This is a genomic window from Paraburkholderia phytofirmans PsJN, from assembly GCF_000020125.1.
Classification (GTDB): Bacteria; Pseudomonadota; Gammaproteobacteria; order Burkholderiales; family Burkholderiaceae; genus Paraburkholderia; species Paraburkholderia phytofirmans.
The window spans coordinates 2,948,806-2,969,549 of the sequence record NC_010681.1 but is presented as its reverse complement, the minus strand read 5'-3'; the positions used below and the strand labels follow the sequence as shown (position 1 = coordinate 2,969,549).

Here is a 20,744-nt window from a genome sequence, read left to right as displayed (position 1 = left end):
GGGATTATAATGCGCCCCCATGTCGAATGTACCCAAAAGTCCCGCTGCGGCGAACGAGAATCCGGCGCCGGCCGCCGATCAACCGAAGGCCGGCGACGCGCCGCGCCGCGATGCGCAGGACGCCGAACGCAACACGCCGCACACGGCGCGCGAGCCGCGGCGCGCCGCGGAAAATGCGCGGGCGCGGAAGAATGATTCGAATCGCGGCGTGCGCGCTCAAGGAAATGACGCCACGCCGAAACACGCTGCAAGTGATGAATCGCGACGGGCGTCCGAGCGCGGCGCTGGCCGCCGCGAACCGCGTCAGCCCCGTGAACCCCATGCACCCCGCGCACCCCGCGCGCCGCGTGTGGTCGAGCCCAATCCGATTCCGCCGATTACTTACCCGGAAGCGCTGCCGGTTTCAGGCCGTCGCGAGGAAATCGCCAAAGCCATTGCCCGGAATCAGGTCGTGATCGTCTGCGGCGAAACCGGCTCCGGTAAAACCACCCAGCTGCCGAAAATCTGCCTCGAACTTGGGCGCGGTCTCGGCGCGGGCGGCTCCGGGCTGATCGGCCACACGCAGCCGCGCCGGATCGCCGCGTCGGCGACCGGCCGCCGCATCGCCGAAGAACTCGGCACGCCGTTCGGCGAAGTGGTCGGCTACAAGGTGCGCTTCACCGACAATCTGTCGCCGGGCGCCTCCGTCAAGCTGATGACCGACGGTATTCTGCTCGCCGAAACGCAAACCGATCCGCTGCTGAAAGCGTACGACACGCTGATCATCGACGAGGCGCACGAGCGCAGCCTGAACATCGACTTTCTGCTCGGCTATCTGAAGGAAATTCTCGTCAAGCGTCCGGATCTGAAGCTGATCGTGACCTCAGCGACGATCGACGCGGATCGTTTCGCGCGCCACTTCGGCAGCGACGAGAAACCCGCGCCGGTGATCGAGGTGAGCGGGCGGCTGTATCCGGTCGAGGTGCGCTACCGGCCGGTCGCGGAAGATAGCCCCGCCGTGAAGGCCGCGCAGGGCGATGCGCCGTCGGCGCCGCGCGGCGACCGGCCGAAATCGCAGCGCGAAACCGATCGCGATCTGATGGACGCGATCGTCGACGCCGTCGACGAACTCTGCCGCGAAGGCCCGGGCGACGTGCTCGTGTTCCTGCCCGGCGAGCGCGAAATCCGCGACGCCGCCGAGGCGCTGCGCAAGCATCATCCGCCGCATACGGAAATTCTGCCGCTGTTCGCGCGGCTTTCCGCGGCCGAACAGGAGCGCGTGTTCCGCACCTCGAACGCGCGCCGCATCGTGCTGGCCACCAACGTCGCCGAAACCTCGCTGACGGTGCCGGGCATTCGCTATGTGGTCGACACCGGCCTCGCGCGCGTGAAGCGCTACTCGTATCGCAACAAGGTCGAGCAGTTGCAGGTCGAGTCGATTTCGCAGGCCGCCGCGAATCAGCGGGCCGGGCGTTGCGGCCGCGTCGCTGACGGCATCTGCATCCGTCTCTATGAGGAAAGCGATTATCAGAGCCGCGCGCGGTTTACGGATCCGGAGATTCTGCGTTCGTCGCTGGCCTCGGTGATTCTGCGCATGAAGTCGCTCCATCTGACGGCGATCGAGACGTTCCCGTTCATCGAGCCGCCGCCGGGCCGCGCGATCGCCGACGGCTATCAGCTGCTCAACGAACTCGGCGCCGTCGACGACGACAATCAGCTCACGCCGCTCGGCCGCGAACTCGCGCGCCTGCCGCTCGATCCGCGTGTCGGCCGGATGATTCTCGCCGCGCGCGACCAGCAGGCGTTGAAGGAAGTGCTGATCATCGCCAGCGCCTTGTCAGTGCAGGATCCGCGCGACCGGCCGATCGAAGCGCAGGAGCAGGCCGATCAGGCGCATCGCCGTTTCGCCGACGATCGCTCCGAATTCCTGCAGTGGCTGAAAATCTGGAACTGGTTCGAAGAAGCGATCGCGCACAAGAAGTCGAACAAGCAGCTGCACGAAGAGTGCCGCAAGAACTTCCTGTCGCAACTGCGCCTGCGCGAATGGCGCGACGTGCACTCGCAACTGCTGACCGTCGTGCGCGAGCACGGCTGGCGTCTGAACGAGGCGGAAGCGACTTTCGAGCAGATCCATCTCGCGCTGCTGACTGGCCTGCTCGGCAACATCGGCCTCAAAGCCGACGACGAACCGTATTACCTCGGCGCGCGGGGCATCAAGTTCTATCTGTGGCCAGGCTCGGCGTTGGTGAAGAAGGCTGGAAAGTGGGTGATGGCCGCCGAACTGGTCGAGACGAGCCGCCTGTACGCGCGTTGCATCGCGAAGATCGAGCCGGAGTGGATCGAGAAGATTGGCGCGCATCTGTTGAAGAAGTCGCTTTCCGAGCCGCATTGGGAGAAGCGCGCGGCGCAGGTCTCGGCGTTCGAGCGCGCGGTGCTGTACGGCCTGCCGATCTATCACCGGCGGCGCGTGAGCTTCGGCAAACAGGATCCGGCGCGTGCCCGCGAGCTGTTCATTCGCGGCGCGCTAGTGGAGGGCGAGTTCGATACAAAGCTCGCGTTTTTTGCTCATAACCGCAAGCTGCTCGCCGATATCGAGCAGCTTGAACACAAGTCGCGCCGCCAGGACGTGCTGGTCGACGACGAACTGATCTTCGCCTATTACGATCAGGCATTGCCGAAAGGCATTTACACCGGCGCGTCGTTCGAACGCTGGTATCGCGACGAAGTGAAAAAGAGCGGCCAGCCGGAAGACAAGCTGCGCCTGCTGTATTTGTCGCGTGACGATCTGATGCGGCACGAAGCCGCCGGCGTGACCACCGATCTGTTCCCGAAACGGATGACGATGGCGGGCGTCGAGATGGCGCTCACTTACCACTTCGAGCCGGGTTCGCCGCGTGATGGCGTGACGCTCGCCGTGCCGCTGTATGCACTGAATCAGGTCGACGCGCGGCGCTGCGAATGGCTCGTGCCTGGCATGCTGAAAGAGAAGACGCAACTGCTGCTCAAGTCCTTGCCTCAAAAGTTGAGGCGGCATTGCGTGCCGCTGCCCGAGTACGCCGCGGGTTTCGTCGATCGGCACAGCGGTCCGCGCTTTGGTGCGGGCGGTTTGCTCGAGTCGCTGATCGCCGACGTTCGCGAACAGACGCAAGTCGCGATGAAGCAGTCGGACTTCAAGCTCGAGACCTTGCCGCCGCATCTGTTCATGAATTTCAAGGTCGTCGACGAGCATGGACGCCAGCTCGCGATGGGCCGCAACATGTCGCAACTGCGCGCCGAACTCGGCGGCCAGGCGCAGCAGCATTTTCAGAAAATCGCGTCGAGCGCCGCCGGGGCGGCGTTGGCGGACGCGGGCGGCGGCGGTGTCGCGACGCCGGCGCAAACCACCGGTGCGGCCGGCGCGGGCGCGCTGCGGGGCAAAGGCGGTGTGGGCGCAGCGTCAGGTCCGCAGACCGCGCCGCAGGGCGGGGCGCAGGGCACGGCGCTGTATGAAAGGCTGACGACATGGAATTTCGGCAAGCTTCCCGAGTTGCTCGAAATCCGTCGCGGCGGGCAGACGTTGTTCGGTTATCCGGCGCTGGTGGATCGCGGCACGCATTGCGACGTCGAAGTGTTCGATTCACCCGACGAGGCCGCACGGATTCATCGCGCGGGATTGCGTCGGCTGTTCGCGTTGCAGTTGAAGGAGCCGATCAAGTATCTGGAAAAGAATCTGCCGGGTCTGCGCGAAATGGCGATGCAGTTCATGCCGCGCGGCACGCAGGAAGAGTTGCGCGATCAGTTGATCGACACTGCACTCGACCGCGCGTGCCTGCAAGACCCGCTGCCCGATGACGACGTCAGTTTCCACACGCGCCGCGACGAAGGCCGCAGCCGCCTGACCCTGCTCGCTCAGGAAATTGCCCGGCTGGTCGGGCAGATTCTGGGCGAATACGCGAGCGTCGCGAAGAAGCTGGTGCAGGCGAAGTCGTTCACGGCGGCGTATGCCGATTTGCAGAACCAGCTCGACGGACTGATCGGCAAGCGCTTCGTGGTCGATACGCCGTACGCGCAACTGGCGCATTTCCCGCGCTATCTCAAGGGGATCGCGCTGCGCATCGACAAGCTGAAGGCGGACCCCGCGCGCGACGCACGGCAGTTCGCCGAATTCCAGCCGCTGCTGCAGAACTATCAGCGCGCCGTGGCGCAACGCGGCGGTGTGCTGGATCCGCGTTTGTCGGAGTTCCGCTGGTTGTTGGAAGAGTTGCGGATCTCGCTGTTTGCGCAGGAGTTGCGTACGCCGATGCCGATTTCGGTGAAGCGGCTTTATAAAGTGTGGGAGTCGATGCAGCGCTGATCGGGACGGGCAGGGAGCGCCTCGCGTGAGCCGTTTCGGCTACCGATCGGCGTAATAGACCGGCAGCCTGTTGCGGCGAGGTAAAAAAGCGCGCGACGCCATGCCTTATGGGAATGGCGTCGCGCGCAAAAACGGGCGTGGGGCTTGGGTCGAGCCCGCGCTCGTCGCACATGAAAAGTCGATGGGTCACGCGTTTGCTGTGACTCGCTTCGGCCTCGCTTGTCTTTCCAGTTCCGTTACCAGTGCATGCCGGCGCCGACTGCCGCGCCGAACTGGCCGCGCGAATCCGTGGTGCCTTGCAGCTTGTAGACCCACTTCCCCGTTTCCGAGATTTGCGATACGCCGATGGCCAACGCCGACTGGCCGGCATAGGTACCGCCGGCCATCGCGACCATGCCGCGACCCGGCAGAATCGCCTGCGGCAAGCCGGCCATTGCCATGGCGGACGCCGTGCCGCCGTAACCATCGCGACGGGCCGAGCGGATCTGGTCGTCGGTATAGCTGTTCGCCTGGCTGAGCGCTCCACCCACGCTTTGCTGCAACTGGCTCACGTTGACCGCGTCGGTGCCTTGCACGCCGGCTGCGACATTGGTGATCTGGCGTTCTTGGCCTGCCGCGCCGACGGAGACGGTGTTGGCGCGGTCCGCGATCGAGCCTTGCCCCAACGCGACGGAGTTGCTGGCGGTGGCGTTTGCCGCCGCGCCGAGCGCGGTGGCATTGGCGCCGCTGGCGATGGAGTTCGCGCCGAGCGAGGTGGCGTTCGCGCCGCTCGCCAGCGAGTTGGCGCCGATGGCGACCGCGTCGGTGCCGGTTGCCCGAGCGTTGGCGCCCGCGGCCACGGACTGCGTACCGGACGACAGGGCGCCTTGAGTATCGCGATCGCCTTCCGCGCTGAAGAACGGATTGCCCGAGTTGACCACGACGTTGTTGACCGCGCCCGCGATGGCCGCGTTCAGCTGATCGACGTTGACCGCGTCGGTGCCGTCCACGCCCGCCGCGACGTTGTGGATCGCCGTGCCGCCGTTGGCGGCGTCGCCGCCGAGCGTCACGCTGTTCCGGTTGACGCTGCCGTCGGCGTTCTGGTCGTACATCACCGCGCCGTCGAGCTTGGCGGCATTGGCGGCACCTTGATCGCTCACCGCTTTGAGCTGCGCGACGTTGACGGCGTCGGTGTCGGCAGTGCCGGCTGCGACGTTCGTGATCTGGCGCTCGTTGCCGACGGAGCCGACCGAGACGGTGCTCGCACGGTCGGCGATCGATCCTTGCCCCAAGGCGACAGAGTTCTCCGCAGAGGCGCGGGCCTGATAGCCGAGAGCGGTGGAGTTCACGCCCGCTGCGCCGGCCTGGTAGCCTAGCGCTACGGAGTTATCGGCCACTGCGCTGGCCTGGTAACCGAGAGCGGTTGAGTTCGCGCCTGCTGCGCTCGCCTCGTAGCCTAGCGCAACGGAGTTGTCGACGAGGGCGCTTGCCCGATAGCCCAGCGCGGTGGAGCCGTTGCCCTGCGCGTTGGCGAACCCGCCGACCGCCGTGGCGAAATCGCCGCTCGCCTGCGAACTCGTGCCGATGGCCGACGCGGCTTGTCCCGCCGCAAGCGCCGAACTGCCGACGGCGACCGCGTTGTCGCCGGTGGCCGCAGCGTCGTCGTTGCCGGTGTTCAGACCGTTTGCCTTGAAGTAGCGCGAGGCGGTCGCGCTGGCTGCCTGCAATTGGCTCAGGTTGACGGCGTCGGTTGCCTGGGTGCCGGCCGCGACGTTGGCGATCTGGCGCTCCTTGCCGGCCGAGCCGACGGAGATGGTGTTCGCGCGGTCGGCGACCGAACCCTGGCCCAGGGCGACGGAGCCGTCAGCGGACGCGTCCGCGTCGTGGCCTATCGCAATTGAATCGACATTGCCGGCAACGGCGTTGTAACCCAATGCGATGCTGCCGGCCGACGTTGCCGATGCATACGCGCCGAGCGCGGCGGCGCCTGTTCCCGTCGCGGCGGAGTTGGTGCCGAGCGCCGTGCCGTAGTCGCCTGAGGCGTTTGCGAGCACCCCTGTTGCGACCGCATGCGTGCCGCTTGCGACGGCATCGTCCGTGCCGTCGGCGGTGCCGTCGGCCTTGAAGTAGTGCTGCGTGCCGCTTTGCGCAAGCGTGCCGACCTTGCCATCGACCGCACTCAACTGGCTCAGGTTGACGGCGTCGGTCGCCGCCGCGCCCGCTGCAACGTTAGTCAGGCGGCGCTCTTTGCCTGGCGAGCCAACGGAGACCTCGCCGAGGGCCGCTGTCGCCTCGACCACGCCGCTCGTGCCGAATTCCTCGCCGGGCTGGCTGAGATTCGCGGTGGTGGTCGAGTTCGCGCCGAGTGCGACACTGTTGGCGACCGTGGCTGACGCCGCATAGCCGATAGCGACCGAGTTCAGGTTGCTAGCCCGTGCGCCTGAGCCAAACGCCGTGGCCCCCACCCCGCTGGCGAAGGCCTGATCGCCGATTGCGATTCCGTAGAGGGCGGCAGCTGCGGTTGTCGCCTGCACGCCCATTGCAAGCGATTTGTCGCCGGATGCCTGAGCCTGAACGCCGGTTGCAATCGACATGTAGCCCTGCGCACCGGACTGAAAGCCTGTCGCGATTGCGTAGGGGCCCCCTGCGATTGCACCGATGCCGATCGCAATCGCGCCTGGGCCCACCGCAGATGCGAAGACATCGCTCCCGGGGGAATTGACGCTCGTATCTACGAAGAGGGCGGCCTGCGCCGCCGGCGCGCCCCCTGCCAGTGCCACCAGAATCAGCACTGCGCGCGTGATGACCTTTCTGCGCTTTGTCTTTAATCTTGCCGTTGCCGCCGACATTGTCGTCGCTTCACACCAAACCAGTGGGTTGTTGCTATTCATTGTTTTAGAAACTCCGCGTAGTGCGAGAGTGCACGGCACATGAGCGCGGGTTTTCGTATAAGGATTAATCGTCCTGATTAATCGCGCAACAAAAAATCTCGAGACTTTGGCATTGCCCGATTCAGTCTTTCGTTCTTTCTTAACTTGCACAACACCCGCGTAACGCCCGTGCATCCAGCTATGATTGGATAGGGATGAGACCAGACGATTGTCCTGTCTGGCGGCGGCGCGGTGGATCAGCTAAATCCGAAGCGATTGCGGAAAAATCTCTTTGTGTAGGCGTGTCTTGATTGGTTAATGGGTGAGAAGCAATAAATAAAGAATCTTCAGCGTATATTCTGATAATTATTTATTTAATATAGGCGTATTCTCGTGTCTATCCGTTTTCATTGAGATTCGTAGTTTCAGGCGTGACAATCCGTCACCGGCGCTTTCGGAAAAACGTGATCGCGTGTTGTGTTCGCGCTCGCGCGCCGTGCCGCGAGCCGAGGCATCCCGCCCTTGATTTCTCCTGTCCATACCCCGACCTGCGTCAACCGCTGGCCCCGGCAAACGTTCTACAATGACGGTTGTTCTCCGAAGTGAGTTTTCATGCGTAAATTTTTTCTTCCCGGCTTGACTGCCACGGTCGCGGCGGGCGCGATGCTAGTCGCCGCCACAGGCTTTTTTTCTCCGGCAGCCCACGCCAACAACGTGATCGTGCTCAATTCCGGCGAAGCCACGCTCAGCCTGATCGACGAGGCGACCCGCCAGGTTGTCGGCACGGTGCCCACGGGTAAGGAACCGCATCACCTGATGGCCACGCCGGACAATTCGTCGTTGATCGTCGCGAATTCGGTGTCGAACAATCTGATGTTCGTGGATCCGAAATCCGGCCAGGTGCAGCGCTGGGTCGAAAATATCGAAGACCCGTACCAGATCGGTTTTTCGCCTGATCGCAAATGGCTGGTCACCACGGGCCTGCGTCTGGACCGTCTGGACATCTATCACTACGACGGCCAGAAGAACCAGATGACGCTCGCGTCGCGCCTGCCGCTCGCGGTCATGCCGAGCCATATGGCGTTTACGAATGACAGCAAGACGGTCTTCGTCACGCTGCAGGTGTCGGGCGAACTGGCCGCGATTGACCTGGCCACGCAAACCGTCAAGTGGAAGATGAAGGTCGGCAAGGTGCCGGCGGGCCTGTGGATGACGCCGGGCGAGAAATATCTGCTGATCGGCATGACCGGCTCGGATTACGTCGCGGTGGTGGATTGGCGCAACCAGAAGATCGTCAAGACGATCCACACCGGCAACGGCGCGCACAACTTCCGTTCGCTGGCCGACGGCAAGCACGTCGCGGTGTCGAACCGCGTGGCGAGCACCATCAGCATCATCGACGAGGACACGCTTACCAACGTCGGCGACATCACCGGTTTGATGCCTGGACCGGACGACATGGAACTTTCCGCCGACAAACGCTATCTGTGGGTTACGTTCCGCTTCGCGAAGCACGTCGGCATCATCGACCTGAACACGCGTAAGCTGATCCAGACGATTGCCGTCGGCCGTTCGCCGCACGGCATCTATTTCTTCAATCGCGCGCCCGTCACGGCGCCGAACGGCGCCTGATGCGAAGGCTCATGCCGCACCACGCGAACCGTCACGGATGAAGTAACCGGCCAGCACCATGTTCCATCTGATTTTTTCTTCCCTCGACAACTTCGTCTCCGCCGTGCAGACGTTGTTGTACGTCGACGTGGTGCAGCCGCTGCTGTTCCGCTTCAATCTGATGGATTACGACGAAGACACCTACGACAGCCTGTATTGGGTGATCGTGGGAATCGTCGAAGTGCTGGCCATGTACGCGGTTCTGCGTCCGCTCGAAGCGCTGCGTCCGGTGGAGCAGTGGCAGAGCCGCAAGGCGGTGCGCGTCGACGTGATCTATACGTGGATCGCCAAGCTCGGCATTCTCAACCTGTCCTTTTTCTTCGCGCTCCAACCGTTCTTCGACACCGTGCAGGCGTGGCTGCGGCTGCATAACATTTCGAATATCGAGTTCGACAATCTGTGGCCCGGCGTCACCACACAGCCGCTCGTCACGTTCGTGATGTATCTGCTGGTGCTCGATTTCGCCGGCTACTGGTATCACCGCTGGGAACACCGGATCGGCGTGTGGTGGGAACTGCACGCGGTGCACCACAGCCAGCAGCAGATGTCCCTATGGTCCGACGACCGCAACCATCTGCTCGACGATCTGCTGCAAGCCTCCTTTTTCGCAATGATCGCGCTGGTGATCGGCGTGCCGCCGTCGCAGTTCGTCGTGCTGGTCGCCATCACGAACCTCGCGCAGAGCGTCCAGCATGCGAACATCCGCATGTACTTCGGCTGGCTGGGCGAGCGGCTGCTGGTCAGCCCGACGTTTCATCGGCGCCACCATGCGATCGGCTACGGCCACGAAGGGTTGAAATACGGCTGCAATTTCGGCGTGCTGTTTCCGTGGTGGGACATGCTGTTCCGCAGCGTGTCCTGGAGCCGCGAGATGGAGCCGACCGGCATCAGCGATCAACTCGAAGGACGCCGTTACGGCGACGGCTTCTGGGCGCAGCACTGGCTCGCCTTCGTGCGCATCGCCGGGCGTCTTTCGCCGAAGCGCCGCACCGAAAGCAACGACGCCGCCGCCGTTTGAGCGCGCTTCCTCCCACGCCGCCGGTTTCCCCGGCGGCGCGTCACGTGGTTTATCCTGTTCACGTTTGCGACCAGACGCGGGGCTGCCCGGCGGGTTCGTCGCGCGGTTCGCTCCCTTCCATCGTTTCGTTCACCGGCACTGGCTCGCATGAATGATCTGTTGCGCTCGTTCGGACGCGCGCTCGCAAGCGCACTCCACCCGCGCATGCTCTGGCTGACCTTCATGCCATTTCTGGCGGCGACGGTCGGGTGGGGCGTGATCCTGTGGTTTTCCTGGCAGACGCTGATCGGCGCGACCCGCAGCTGGCTCGAAGGCTGGTCGTTCACGATCACGCTTTATCATTTGTTCGACTGGCTCGGTTTTTCGGCGCTGCATGCGGCGATCGCGCCGTTTATCGTGATCGCGATGGCGATTCCGCTGATCGTCGTCACGGTGCTGCTGCTGATCGCCACGCTGTCGATGCCCGCGGTGATCCGCTTCCTGTCGGCGCGGCAATTTCCAAGCCTGGAAATGCGTCGCGGCGGAACGTGGTACGGTAGCCTCGGTCAGGCGTTGTGGACCACGCTGGTGTGTCTGGTGCTGCTGATCGTGACGCTGCCGCTGTGGCTCGTGCCGCCGTTCTTCGCGCTGATTCCGCCGCTCCTGTGGGGCTGGCTGACGTATCGTGTAATGAGCTACGACGCGCTCGCGCTCCATGCCACGCGTGACGAGCGGCGCGCGCTGGTGCGGCGCTTCCGCTTGCCGCTGCTGCTGATCGGCATCGCGAGCGGCTTGCTGGGTTCGCTGCCGACGTTGTTGTGGGCGTCGTCGGTCTGGCTGATCGTGCTGTTCCCGGTGGTCACGGCCGTGACGATCTGGATCTATGCGTTCATCCTCATATTTTCGGCGCTATGGTTCGGCTACTACTGTTTGCGCGCGCTGCAGCGCATGCGCGCGGATGAGCACGGCGGCGTGCGGCACGCGGCGCCGGTTCCCTACTGATGCATTACTGACTAAGCGAAAAAGAGGCGGCAATGGCATTTGGCGTCATCATCATCGGCGATGAAATTCTGTCGGGCAGGCGTGTCGACAAGCATCTGCCGAAGGTCATCGAATTGCTGGGCGCGCGTGGGCTGTCGCTCGGCTGGGCGGAGTACATCGGCGACGATCCGGAGCGCATCACCGCGACGCTGCGACGCACGTTCGCCTCGGGCGACATCGTGTTCTCCACGGGCGGCATCGGTGCCACGCCGGACGACCACACGCGCCAGTGCGCGGCGGCCGCGCTCGGCGTGCCGCTCGAACTGCATCCGGAGGCCGCGAAGCTCATTCAGGAGCGCATCCGCGAGATGTACCCGGCGAACTCGCCCGCGCCGCTCGATCTGGAGTCGCCGGAAAATCGGCATCGGCTGAATATGGGCACGTATCCGCAGGGTGCGTCGATCATTCCGAATGGCTATAACAAGATTCCGGGCTTTTCGATCCATCATCATCACTTCGTGCCGGGTTTCCCGGTGATGGCGTGGCCGATGATCGAGTGGGTGCTGGATACGCAGTACGCGCATCTGCATCACGCCATGCCGCATGCGGAGAAGTCGCTATTGGTGTTCGAGTTGCCGGAGTCGCGCATCACGCCGCTGATGGAAAAAATCGAACGCGATTTTCCGGGCGTGCGGGTCTTCAGTCTGCCGAGCGTGGGCGATGCGGAGCGCGGCGGCGTGTACGCGCGGCATCACATCGATCTGGGCGTGAAGGGCGAGCCGGAAGCGGTGGCGGCGGCGTTCGTCAAGCTGCGGGAAGGTGTGCACCTGCTGGGCGGCGATATTGTCGAACCCGAGGCGGCGGCTGCGGCGGCGAAGCCGCGCGGTTGATCTCGCGTGACATATGTTTGACTTTGCTCGGGCGCTGCGGCGCCCGTTTTTCATTGCGCGCGTTGCGGATGCTGAGCGCGGCTTAGGCGGATCATTGGCCTGTCACATTGAGCGCGGAGGATGTGCTGGTCCTCAGGTGCGGGCCTCAAGAAGCTGGCGTTGTGAACCGCTCCAGACAATCCGCCGTGACTGCTAGCGGGCAGTTATCACGCAGGCCGGCCACGAACGGTAGCGCGCGAGCGAGCGCGACACAGCCGCCACGCGGCCGCCACGCAGCAGTCACGCAATCGCCGTATTTACGCGCCGATCCACGGCAATCCGCGAAAGCACCAGCCCGACACCGTCTTCCGATGCCCTTGGCCGTCCTTGTCGCCTTCGAAGCCTTCCAGCAGGTCATACGCCTTGGTGAAGCCGGCTTGCGTGGCGGCGATCGCGGCGAGCTTCGAGCGCGCGGCGCTGCGGCACAGGAACAGCACGGGCGTGTCGGGCGTGGCGACCTGTTTCAACTGCGCGAGAAATTCCTGATTCGGCACCGCGCCCGGATAGCGGGTCCATTCCACGTGCGCGTATTGGCCGTCGCCGATCACCGGCCGTCCGACCCAATCGAGCTCAGCGCGGGTGCGCACATCGACGAGACGCGTGCGCGGATCGAGTTGCAGCAGTTCGAACGCTTCGGCGGGCGATATCGCGCCCGCGTACGGCAACTGATTCTCGGTGCGGCGCTTGTCCGCGCTGGCGTACAACTGTTCGAGCGTGCTCATGAGCGCAAATCTCCTTCGGACCAAATGACCATTCTAGCGCGCGGCGTACGGCGCGCGCGCATGGCCGCGAGCGGCGGAGAACCGGCAAACTTCGCGATCTCCGGAGTGCGCAAAGATGGTGCAAATTTCATGCGATGCACCAAAATAGAGATGACGGTCGTTGCCAATCAGGTGAATGCACACATTTGGTGCGACGCCGGGCCGGCAGATTTCGGGGCTGCATGCCGCTCGGTGCGTCGATTCCCCGCAAACGCGCGCGCAGTACGGTGCTGCGCCGGGTTGGCGCATACATGGCACGGAAGCTGCTTTATTGGTGCCGATCGATTTGTCCAGGCAGACTTTTATGGTCGTCCTCAACGATTGAGGGTGGACGCGCCGGGACGGGTCAGCTAGATTGGGCGGCGGCTGAATCCGCCGAATTCGTTAATCAGGAGATAGGTTATGAGTAAATCCGTGGCCGACGTCGTGCAACTCGTCAAAGACGAAGACGTCAAGTTTGTCGACTTTCGTTTCACCGACACGCGCGGCAAGGAGCAACACGTTTCGGTGCCGGTGTCGGCATTCGATGAAGACAAGTTCGAAAGCGGCCATGCGTTTGACGGTTCTTCGATTGCCGGCTGGAAGGGCATCGAGGCATCAGACATGTTGCTGGTCCCGGACGCGAATACGGCTTTCATCGACCCGTTCTACGAAGAATCCACCCTCGTGCTGACCTGCGACGTCGTCGAACCGGCGGACGGCAAGGGCTACGAGCGCGACCCGCGCTCGCTGGCAAAGCGCGCCGAAGCCTACCTGAAGAGCACGGGCCTCGGCGACACGGCATTCTTCGGTCCGGAACCCGAATTCTTCATTTTCGATTCGGTCCAGTGGAACACGGATCAATCGGGCTGCTTCATCAAGATTGGTTCGGAAGAAGCACCGTGGTCGTCGGCGAAGGAATTCGAAGGCGGCAACACCGGCCACCGTCCGGGCACCAAGGGCGGCTACTTCCCGGTCGCTCCGGTCGACACGTTCCAGGACATCCGTTCGGAAATGTGTCTGCTACTCGAACAGATCGGCATTCCGGTCGAAGTGCATCACCACGAAGTCGCGGGCCAGGGCCAGAATGAAATCGGCACCAAGTTCTCGACGCTGGTGCAACGCGCCGACTGGCTGCAGCAAATGAAGTACATCATCCACAACGTCGCGCACACGTACGGCAAGACGGCAACGTTCATGCCGAAGCCGGTGGTCGGCGATAACGGTTCGGGCATGCACGTTCACCAGTCGATCTGGAAAGACGGCGCGAACCTGTTCGCGGGCAACGGTTACGCGGGTCTGTCGGAATTCGCGCTGTTCTACATCGGCGGCATCATCAAGCATGCTCGCGCCCTGAACGCGATCACGAACCCGTCAACGAACTCGTACAAGCGCCTCGTGCCGCACTTCGAAGCACCGGTCAAGCTGGCTTACTCGGCTCGCAACCGTTCGGCATCGATCCGCATTCCGCACGTGTCGAACCCGAAGGGCCGCCGTATCGAAACGCGCTTCCCGGATCCGATGGCGAATCCGTACCTGTGCTTCTCCGCGCTGATGATGGCGGGTCTGGACGGTGTGCAGAACAAGATTCACCCGGGCGAAGCCGCCGACAAGAACCTGTACGACCTGCCGCCGGAAGAGGATGCAAAGATCCCGACCGTGTGCGCCGGCCTCGACCAGGCTCTGGACGCGCTGGACGCGGACCGCGAATTCCTGACGCGCGGTGGCGTGTTCACGGATTCGATGCTCGACGCGTACATCGAACTGAAGACGGGCGAGCTGCAACGCTATCGTCAGTCGGTGCACCCGATCGAATTCGAAATGTACTACTCGCTGTAAGCGGCCATGGCGCTTCGCCCTTCATACGGCGAAGCGCTTTGCCCGACGCTCGCGATCGGTCACGAAGGGACGGCGGCGCCGTCCCTTTTTCGTTAGGCCGCTCGTAACATCCGCAACGCTCGTAACGTTTGCGGCTCGCGGGCAAGGCAATGAGCAACACCTAAAGCGCATCAAAGTTTTATCACCATCTCCTATCGGCCAGACTGCAAGATGGTTCTCAAGAATCTGATCAAGGCAAGGAAAGGGCACGAGCAGGCGCTCTCCGACGACGCTCAACTAGTCAGCTCGGGTTTGCTGCCGGGCTTCGAGGCGTTGCCGACTGTCGTGCTGGTGCTCGAAAAGCGCACGCTGCGCGTCGCGTTTGCGAATCCGTCGGCGGAGTCGATGCTGGAGCTCTCGCGCCGGCAACTGACGCAAATGGCGTGGCCGGACATCTTCTCGAATGCCGACGAACTGGTCGCGACTATTTCCGCGATCGCCGCCCACCGTTTTCAAGCGACGCATCTGGATGCCGTGCTCGAGCGTCCGGGCCACGAGCCGCTGCATGTGCATGCGATCGTCGGTTTCCTGGAAGGCGCGCAAGACTACGTGCTGCTCGAACTGTTCGAGAACGAGCGCCATATACGCACCGACCGCGAGGAGCGCATCAACGACCTCACTGCGGTCAACAAGCAACTGATCCGCAACCTCGCGCACGAAATCAAGAATCCGCTCGGCGGGATTCGCGGCGCGGCGCAACTGCTCGAGTTCGAACTCGGCGAGCGTCAGCGCGATGAGTTGCGCGAGTACACCCAGGTGATCATCAAGGAGTCGGACCGGCTGCAAACGCTGGTCGATCGACTGCTGGAGCCGCACCGTCATCCGCATATCGTCGGCGACGTGAATATTCACGAGGTGTGCGAGCGCGTGCGCCAGGTGATCCTCGCGGAGTTTCCGCGCGGCCTCACCATCGAACGCGATTACGACGTGAGCGTGCCGGACCTGCGCGGCGACAAGGAGCAGTTGATCCAGGCGCTCCTGAATATCGTGCGCAATGCGGCTGAAGCGCTGCGCGAACGTATTTCGCAGGGCGATGCGCGGATCGAATTGCGCACCCGCGTGGCTCGCAAGATTACGGTGTCGAAACGCTTATGTAAGCTGGCACTGGACTTGCATATCACTGACAACGGCCCAGGCATTCCCGAAGAGATCCGTGACCGCATTTTCTATCCGCTCGTGTCGGGGCGCGAGGACGGCAGCGGTCTTGGACTGACGCTCGCGCAGACCTTCGTGCAACAGCACGACGGTTTGATCGAAGTGGATAGCCGCCCGGGCCACACCGAGTTTCAGATTCTGCTGCCGCTCGACTGCTAACACCATACGTACTCAAACGTACTCAAGACTTCTGACCGACCCATATGAAGCCGATCTGGATAGTAGACGACGATCAATCGATTCGCTGGGTGCTCGAAAAAGCACTGGCCCGCGAAAACTTCGCGACCCGCAGCTTCGCGAACGTGCGCGAAGCGTCGGCCGCGCTCGACCACGACAGCCCGCAGGTGCTGGTGTCCGACATCAGGATGCCTGGCGGCTCCGGCCTCGAATTGCTGCAAACCGTACGCGACAAGGTGCCGGGCTTGCCCGTCATCATCATGACGGCGTTCTCGGATCTGGATAGCGCGGTCGCCGCATTCCAGGGCGGTGCCTTCGAATACCTCGCCAAACCGTTCGACGTCGACAAGGCCGTCGAACTGATCCGCCGTGCCGTGGGCGAAAGCATGCGCGGCGAACAGACGTGGGACGAACGCGTCACCGAAGCACCAGAAATGCTCGGCCAGGCACCAGCGATGCAGGATATGTTCCGCGCGATCGGCCGTTTGTCCCATTCTGCGGCAACCGTGCTCATTACCGGCGAATCAGGCACCGGGAAGGAACTGGTCGCGCGTGCGTTGCACCGACATAGCCCACGCGCGAACGGTCCCTTCATCGCGCTGAACACCGCCGCGATTCCAAAAGATCTGTTGGAATCCGAACTATTCGGTCACGAGCGCGGGGCCTTCACCGGCGCGCAGGCCATGCGTCAGGGCCGTTTCGAACAGGCCGAGAACGGCACGCTGTTTCTCGACGAAATCGGCGATATGCCGTTCGATCTGCAGACGCGTCTGTTGCGAGTGTTGTCGGATGGGCAGTTCTATCGCGTCGGCGGCCACAATCCATTGCGCGCCAATGTGCGTGTGATCGCGGCGACGCACCAGAATCTCGAATCGCGCGTGCGTCAGGGTCTGTTCCGCGAGGACTTGTATCACCGTCTCAATGTGATTCGCTTGCGCTTGCCGGCTTTGCGCGAGCGCAGCGAGGACATTCCGCTGCTCACACGGCACTTTCTGCAAAAGAGCGCGCGCGATCTCGGCGTCGAACCGAAGCGTGTGTCCGAAGAGGCGCTGGCTCATCTCGCGTCGTTGCCGTTTCCAGGCAATGTGCGTCAATTGGAGAATCTCGCCAACTGGCTGACGGTGATGGCGCCGGCGCAGACCATCGAGATCAAGGACTTGCCGCCCGATCTCGGCCCCGCGCAAGCCGGCGTGAGCGATCTGACCGGCGGTGGCGGCGGGGTGATCGGCGCGGGTGATGCGACTCTCGCAGGCGGCGTGCCGGTCAACGGCACGAGTGCGGCAACGCATCCGGCCGCGGCGGGCGGCATGCCGGCCGCGACTACCGTCAGCGCCTGGGAAGGCGGGTTACGCACCGAAGTCGCGCGGATGTTGCGCGAGAATGCCGCGGACGTCATGGATGAACTCGCGCGCCGTTTCGAAGCGGCGGTGATTCGCGAGGCGCTCGACTTCACGCGCGGACGCAAGGTCGAAGCGGCGGAGCGTCTCGGCATCGGCCGCAATACGATTACGCGCAAGATTCAGGAACTCAATCTCGAGCCCTGAGCGTCTGGCCGCAGAGCGGGGCGGCGCGTGAGCCGCCCCCGTTCATTCGCTTGTCGAACGAGTCGCGCGCTCCCGCAAGGCATAATCAACGCTGTTTTCATTCGACAGCCGACGATGCCCGCACCTCGCACTCTCACCGCTCCTTTCTCCTGGCCGCTTTCCCCCGATCCCTTTCTGTCGCTCGAAGCGCTCGACGACCCTGACGCGCTCGCGTGGGTCGAACAGCAGAACGCGCGCACGCGCGCCGCGTGGTGCAGCAGCGCGGAGTTCGCCTCGCTCAGGCAGCGGCTCGCCGACGCCTATCTGCCCCGCGAGCGTCCGGTGATTCCCGACCGCTGGAAGGATTGGGCTTACGACCTGTGGCAGGACGAGCGCAATCCCAAGGGCATCTGGCGGCGTACGACATGGGCGGCATGGCGTGGCGGCAAACCGGAGTGGCAGAACCTGCTCGACTTCGACGCGCTCGGCGCCGCCGAAGGCACGCCGTGGGTGTGCGTGGAACTGGACATTCTCTATCCCGATGGCGACCGCGCGCTGATCACGCTGTCGCCGGGCGGCTCGGACGCGCTCGTGGTGCGCGAATTCGACATCGACGCGCGACGCTTCGTCGACGACGGTTTCGTGATCGCGAAGGCCGGCAAGCACACGGCGTCGTGGATCGATCGGGACACGCTTTATGTGGGCTGGGATAACGGCCGCAAGAGCTTGACGCGCTCCGGGTATCCGCGCGAAGTGCGGCGCTGGACACGCGGCACGGCGCTCGCCGACGCGCCTGTGGTGTTCAAGGGCGCGTTCGGCGATATCGGCGTGGAAGCACACTACGATCCGGTCGAGCAGCGGCATACGGTGGTGAGCAGCGTCGATTTCTTCGATTCACACACGTACTACCTCGATGACGCCCACGGTGCCACCGACGCATGGCGCCGCTACGAGGTGCCGTCGCATGTCGCGGTGAGCGGCTGGCAAGGCTGGTTGTTGCTCGAGCCGCGACTCGATTGGGACTGCAATGGCGCGCACTATCCGGGCGGCGCGTTGCTGGTGATTCGCGAAGATGCGTTCCTGCGCGGCGAGCGCGACGTCCTGCCGTTATTCACGCCGACGCCGCAAACCTCGGCCTGCGAGTGGACGCATACGCTCAACCATCTGATCGTGTCGTATCTGGAGGATGTGCAGAACAAGACCTTGCTATTGACGCCGTCGCAAGCCGACAACCAGGCGTGGCATTGGCAGCAACGCATCTTTCCGACGCGCGACGACACGCAAGCCGACGTGTCGCCCGTCGAGCCGACGCTCGACGACGAAGTGTTCGTCGATACCGACGACTATCTGCAGCCGCCCGCATACTGGCTCGCTGATCTCGCGCGCGACGACCTGAGCGAATGGGAATTGCTCGACCGCTGGCCGACGCAATTCGACGCGACGCAATTTACCGTCACGCGCGCTCACGCAGTTTCCGCGGACGGCACGCGCGTGCCGTACACCGTCGTCGGCCCACGCGATGCGCAACAACACGCACGCCCATGCCTGCTCAACGGTTACGGCGGCTTTGCGATTCCGTTGCTGCCGAGCTACCTCACCGGGCAAGGTATCGGCTGGCTGGCGCGCGGCGGTGTGTACGTGGTCGCGCATATTCGCGGTGGCGGCGAGTTCGGCACGAGATGGCATACGGCCGCGCAGGGCAAGCATCGCCAGCGCGCGTTCGATGATTTCATCGCGGTGGCCGAGGCGTTGATCGACACGGGTGTGACGAGCGCCGCGCAACTCGGCATTCAGGGTGGCAGCAACGGCGGCCTGCTGGTGGCGGCGTGCATGGTGCAGCGCCCCGAGCTGTTCGGTGCCGTGGTATGTGAGGTGCCCTTGCTCGACATGCGCCGCTATCATCTGCTGCACGCGGGCGCGTCATGGATAGACGAATACGGCGATCCCGACGAGCCCGATGAGGCAGGCATGCTGGCCGCTTACTCGCCGTATCACCGCGTGGCGGCGAACGTTGCGTATCCGCCGGTGCTGTTCACCACGTCGACGGCCGACGACCGTGTGCATCCCGGCCACGCGCGCAAGATGGCCGCGCGCATGCAGGCGCTGGGCGTGGAGCACGTGTGGTATCGGGAGAATACGGAGGGCGGGCACGGCGGCTCCGATGAACTGGAGCAGGCCGAGCACGATGCGATGGTGTTCGAGTTCCTGTGGCGTACGTTGAACCCGTCCACGTAGCCTGGACTTGATGACGCGAGATCAGCCGAGTTGCGCGACAACCGGCGCGTGGTCCGACGGCTGATCCCATTTGCGCGGCACCTTGTCGACGTCGCAGGACGAGCACACGTCGGCCAGCGCCTTCGACAGCAGGATGTGGTCGATGCGCAGCCCCGCGTTGCGGCGGAACGCCATCATCCGGTAGTCCCACCACGAGTAGATTTTCTCCGGCTGCTCGAACTGGCGGAATGCGTCGAGAAGACCGAGCTCGATGAGCCGCACGAACGCAGCGCGTTCTTCCGGCGACACCAGGTTCTGGCCTTCCCACGCTTTCGGATCGTGCACGTCGCGATCGTCCGGCGCGATGTTGTAGTCGCCGAGCAGCGCGAGCTTCGGATGCAGCGCCATCTCGCTCGCGATCCAGTCGTGCAGCGCAGCAAGCCAGCGCAGTTTGTACGCGAACTTGTCGGTGCCCGGTGCCTGACCGTTCGGGAAATACGCGGAGATGATGCGCACGCCTTCGATGGTCGCGGCAATCACGCGTTGCTGCGGATCTTCAAAGCCCGGAATGTTGCGCACGATGCTGCCTTCGTCGACTGTCAGGCCGCCACGCACCAGAATGCCGACGCCGTTATAGGTCTTCTGCCCGGCGAACCAGCTGCGGTAGCCTTTCTCTTCGAGTTCGGCGCGCGGGAATTTTTCGTCCGGCAGCTTCAGTTCCTGAAGGCACAGCACGTCGGTGCCGCTGGTTTCGAGCCAGTCGATCACATGCTGCTGGCGGACTTTGAGGGAGTTGACGTTCCAGGTGGCGATTTTCATGACATTCTCTTTTTCTTGCGTGATTCCGATAGTCCCGCATCTTATCGCGCGGACGAGGGGGCGGTGAAAATGGCCCCGTCGCGGCGTCGAAAATAAAAGCGCGAGCCGCTCATGCCGCGGCGTATAGTGGGGCGACTCACACTCGCGCTTTTGCGCATCGGGGAGGCATCATGGCCGAACTTTACCCAGCCCTTTATAAGGACTTCGAAGTGCATCCGCTGGTGTTTTCGCGGGCGTTCGACAAGTTCGACGGTCACAAGCGCCACTCCGAAGGTTACGACGTCGCGGTGCGCGTCTGCCGTCCGGGCGCGATCAGCGGCTCGAAGGCGAGCCGCGTATTTCGTCTCGTGCTGCCGGTCACGTTCTCCGATTTCGGCGTGGCCAAACGCAGCGCGAGCCAGTACGGTGCGGATATTATCGACGGCAAGGTGGAAGGTGCGACGGTCCAGGATTTGTGAGTCGCGTGTGCGTCATTTCACGAGCGCGAAATAATTCGCGC

Annotated in this window: 13 protein-coding genes; 10 read left to right on the top strand and 3 right to left on the bottom strand. The window is 63.6% G+C overall.

Features of this window, described 5'->3' with window-relative positions:
* The first annotated feature begins 19 nt into the window (after window positions 1-19).
* The gene (gene hrpA / locus BPHYT_RS12980; RefSeq protein ID WP_041758491.1) at window positions 20-4,312 is read left to right on the top strand and encodes an ATP-dependent RNA helicase HrpA; all 4,293 of its coding nucleotides are present in this window, start codon (window positions 20-22) and stop codon (window positions 4,310-4,312) included.
* 236 nt (window positions 4,313-4,548) lie between these two features.
* Here the strand turns inward: hrpA and BPHYT_RS12975 are convergent, their stop codons facing one another.
* Window positions 4,549-7,182: a YadA family autotransporter adhesin gene (locus BPHYT_RS12975; protein ID WP_012433608.1), complete on the bottom strand. Its 2,634-nt coding sequence runs from the start codon at window positions 7,180-7,182 to the stop codon at window positions 4,549-4,551.
* 591 nt (window positions 7,183-7,773) lie between these two features.
* On the opposite strand from BPHYT_RS12975, the gene BPHYT_RS12970 reads away from it, so the two are divergent.
* From BPHYT_RS12970 to BPHYT_RS12955, 4 genes are all read left to right on the top strand, one after another.
* The gene (locus BPHYT_RS12970; protein ID WP_012433607.1) at window positions 7,774-8,793 is read left to right on the top strand and encodes a YVTN family beta-propeller repeat protein; all 1,020 of its coding nucleotides are present in this window, start codon (window positions 7,774-7,776) and stop codon (window positions 8,791-8,793) included.
* A gap of 58 nt (window positions 8,794-8,851) precedes the next feature.
* Window positions 8,852-9,850 (top strand): sterol desaturase family protein, encoded by a 999-nt coding sequence (locus BPHYT_RS12965; protein WP_012433606.1) that lies wholly within the window; start codon window positions 8,852-8,854, stop codon window positions 9,848-9,850.
* A 147-nt stretch (window positions 9,851-9,997) separates the two neighbouring features.
* Window positions 9,998-10,831: an EI24 domain-containing protein gene (locus BPHYT_RS12960; RefSeq protein WP_012433605.1), complete on the top strand. Its 834-nt coding sequence runs from the start codon at window positions 9,998-10,000 to the stop codon at window positions 10,829-10,831.
* Between the two features lie 32 nt (window positions 10,832-10,863).
* Window positions 10,864-11,700 carry a competence/damage-inducible protein A gene (locus BPHYT_RS12955; protein WP_012433604.1) on the top strand — a complete coding sequence of 279 codons (837 nt, stop codon included), beginning with the start codon at window positions 10,864-10,866 and terminating at the stop codon, window positions 11,698-11,700.
* A 296-nt stretch (window positions 11,701-11,996) separates the two neighbouring features.
* Here the strand turns inward: BPHYT_RS12955 and BPHYT_RS12950 are convergent, their stop codons facing one another.
* Window positions 11,997-12,461, bottom strand: coding sequence for a rhodanese-like domain-containing protein (locus BPHYT_RS12950; protein WP_012433603.1), 465 nt, complete (start codon window positions 12,459-12,461; stop codon window positions 11,997-11,999).
* 441 nt (window positions 12,462-12,902) lie between these two features.
* Here BPHYT_RS12950 and glnA point away from each other — a divergent pair, with 441 nt between their 5' ends.
* From glnA to BPHYT_RS12930, 4 genes are all read left to right on the top strand, one after another.
* Window positions 12,903-14,318: a type I glutamate--ammonia ligase gene (glnA, locus tag BPHYT_RS12945; RefSeq protein ID WP_012433602.1), complete on the top strand. Its 1,416-nt coding sequence runs from the start codon at window positions 12,903-12,905 to the stop codon at window positions 14,316-14,318.
* A 210-nt stretch (window positions 14,319-14,528) separates the two neighbouring features.
* Entirely contained in the window at window positions 14,529-15,671 is a 1,143-nt protein-coding gene (gene glnL / locus BPHYT_RS12940; protein ID WP_012433601.1) for a nitrogen regulation protein NR(II), read from the top strand.
* Window positions 15,672-15,715: 44 nt separating this feature from the next.
* A complete protein-coding gene (ntrC, locus tag BPHYT_RS12935) occupies window positions 15,716-17,233 on the top strand; it encodes a nitrogen regulation protein NR(I) (protein WP_012433600.1) in 1,518 nt (505 codons plus the stop codon).
* A 114-nt stretch (window positions 17,234-17,347) separates the two neighbouring features.
* Window positions 17,348-19,447 (top strand): prolyl oligopeptidase family serine peptidase, encoded by a 2,100-nt coding sequence (locus tag BPHYT_RS12930; protein WP_012433599.1) that lies wholly within the window; start codon window positions 17,348-17,350, stop codon window positions 19,445-19,447.
* A gap of 21 nt (window positions 19,448-19,468) precedes the next feature.
* Here the strand turns inward: BPHYT_RS12930 and xth are convergent, their stop codons facing one another.
* Window positions 19,469-20,245: an exodeoxyribonuclease III gene (xth, locus tag BPHYT_RS12925; RefSeq protein ID WP_012433598.1), complete on the bottom strand. Its 777-nt coding sequence runs from the start codon at window positions 20,243-20,245 to the stop codon at window positions 19,469-19,471.
* Between the two features lie 170 nt (window positions 20,246-20,415).
* Here xth and BPHYT_RS12920 point away from each other — a divergent pair, with 170 nt between their 5' ends.
* The gene (locus tag BPHYT_RS12920) at window positions 20,416-20,703 is read left to right on the top strand and encodes a hypothetical protein (protein ID WP_012433597.1); all 288 of its coding nucleotides are present in this window, start codon (window positions 20,416-20,418) and stop codon (window positions 20,701-20,703) included.
* The last annotated feature ends 41 nt before the right edge of the window (window positions 20,704-20,744 follow it).